Origin of the sequence: Vibrio sp. 99-70-13A1 (assembly GCF_013114625.1) — a bacterium.
Lineage (GTDB): Bacteria > Pseudomonadota > Gammaproteobacteria > Enterobacterales > Vibrionaceae > Vibrio.
Genome location: NZ_VTXD01000084.1, coordinates 1 through 2,021, shown reverse-complemented (window position 1 = coordinate 2,021; position 2,021 = coordinate 1). Strand labels below are relative to the sequence as shown.

Annotated in this window: 2 protein-coding genes; both read right to left on the bottom strand. The window is 38.5% G+C overall.

From position 1 onward, the window contains the following. Nucleotides 1-225 precede the first annotated feature (225 nt). Nucleotides 226-675: an NUDIX pyrophosphatase gene (locus F0226_RS22250; RefSeq protein WP_171737673.1), complete on the bottom strand. Its 450-nt coding sequence runs from the start codon at nucleotides 673-675 to the stop codon at nucleotides 226-228. Between the two features lie 154 nt (nucleotides 676-829). Next, nucleotides 830-1,144, bottom strand: a complete 315-nt coding sequence (locus F0226_RS22245; protein WP_171737672.1) for a hypothetical protein — start codon at nucleotides 1,142-1,144, stop codon at nucleotides 830-832. Nucleotides 1,145-2,021: the final 877 nt, after the last annotated feature.

The following is a 2,021-nucleotide window of genomic DNA, read 5'->3' as shown; positions in this document are numbered from 1 at the left end:
CTTTACGCCATTTAGCGTTTGACATTAATGAAACAGTAAATCGATTCTTGATGACCTTATCAAGGTATTCATCAATTCTTGCTGGCATGAAGAGCCTCCAAAAAACGTATAACGCCCAATTAACTTGCGCAGCAACGCAATACGGTGATTCTGCATTGCACCGTAACCACTAAACCTGATTAGAAGTAAAAATGCCACGCGTTGCAAGTCAGGTTGAATTGTTTGTTATGCGATTTCTAACCCCGAGAGCTTGAGCCTTTGATTCGCTTCCCATAAAGCTATTTTGTTTGAATCATATTTCAGAAGTTCATGAGCATCTTTGAAACTACACCACTGATATGCTGTATGTTCACTAGACAGGTGTGGTTCTTCAAATACCTTAACTGAAAAAGAATACTCTGGTACTACAAATTGATGCTCTGCCCAATTTTCATTTCCAGCATAGAAGACTTTTGGCAACATGCACATTGAGTCGAGTTGTTTCCAATTAGTACCAACTAATTTAGTTTCTTCAACTAACTCACGCTTTGCCGCCTCAAGAGTCGATTCATGATCCTCGCCACCACCAGAGATCCCTTGCCAAACATTCATATCACTTCTAAGTGCAATCAAAAAATGAGGTTCTCCACTAATAATTTGATATGGAAAAACCAATACTTGAAATGGTGCTCTCATTGATTTTTCCTCCAATCGCATAACGCCGCGTTAAGTAGTGAGCAACGCCACCACGAAACCTAACCATACCACCATAAACACAAAACCCAACGATGGAATGAAAAATGCCATGCGTTGGGAATCTGTCTTAAACGCTTTGTTATGCGTAGTGTGGTTAAGCTGATTGTAAACAATGAAATGACTTAGAGTCAGCCACCAAGTCTTTCTTATAGACTTTCATAACCTTTGGCACTTCACCATCGATATTACATTCCTGGCAAAAAATGGTAATCCGAAGATTGCTACTTTGAACAACAACATGAGCACCAACTAAATTTTCTGTTGAGCCACAGTCATTATTTAAACAACATTCTGCTTTGCGACCCGTATTATTTTCCCAGTGCTTAACCCAAGAGCCACAACAAGTATTGCCCTCGTGACCACCAGTATAGTTCGTGACTTTTTCAGGCAAGATATCAACGATATTCATTCGTACTACTCCGTAATTAAAGCTAATACAACCATTTTAACTTATACAAATTAGGACAAATGTGAACGCAAACACACAATTTAGAATGGCATTCTGATTGTGTGTTTATTGCTCTAACGCATAACGCCCAATTAAGTAGCAGACAACGCTACCAATACGCTCAACCATAACACCTAAATCACTGAAACCAAATTAGAAGTAAAACTGCCACGCGTTGGCTGTCTGCTTGAATTGCTTGTTATATTTTTAGATTCTCACGCTATTCAATTGAGAAAGAATTGAGGGTTGAAAGTATTTGAAAGCCCATTCACACAGAAAAACTCACCGTAAATGACCCCGTTAACCGTCAACATAAAACCAAGTTTCCAAGCCGATACTTTCAAAGGTGCGGACATTAAACCGATGAAAAACGCACTTTTTCAAATACGACCCCAGCGATTTGGCAACCGCTAAAATTACAACGAATAAATCGGGTTGAAGAATGGATATTTGAAGGAAGAAATTTCATTTTTCACAACCAATAATCTCACGGGATAAACATTATTTTAAAATCAGACCACCCGATTAAACCCATGAAATTTAAAACAAATATAACGCCCAATTAAGTAGCTGACAACGCTACCAATGAACTCAAACTTAACACCTAAATCACTGAATCTAAATCAAGCTGAAAATGCCAAGCGTTGACAGTCTGCTTAAATTGCTTGTTATGTACGTATTTGAAATTGTACTCCTGAGCATTCCAGCACCACATCGCCAAGCTCACCTACCAGCCTAAATTTTGGACAACTATCATCAAAATAATCGATATTTCCATAATCAATAGAACCGTCAATATCTTGCGTGCACTTAACTAATTCTTGCTCTAACAGACCCG

Coding starts and splice junctions, on each gene's coding strand:
- F0226_RS22250 (WP_171737673.1), bottom strand. CDS start 675: ATGAGAGCACCATTTCAAGTATTGGTTTTTCCATATCAAATTATTAGT.
- F0226_RS22245 (WP_171737672.1), bottom strand. CDS start 1,144: ATGAATATCGTTGATATCTTGCCTGAAAAAGTCACGAACTATACTGGT.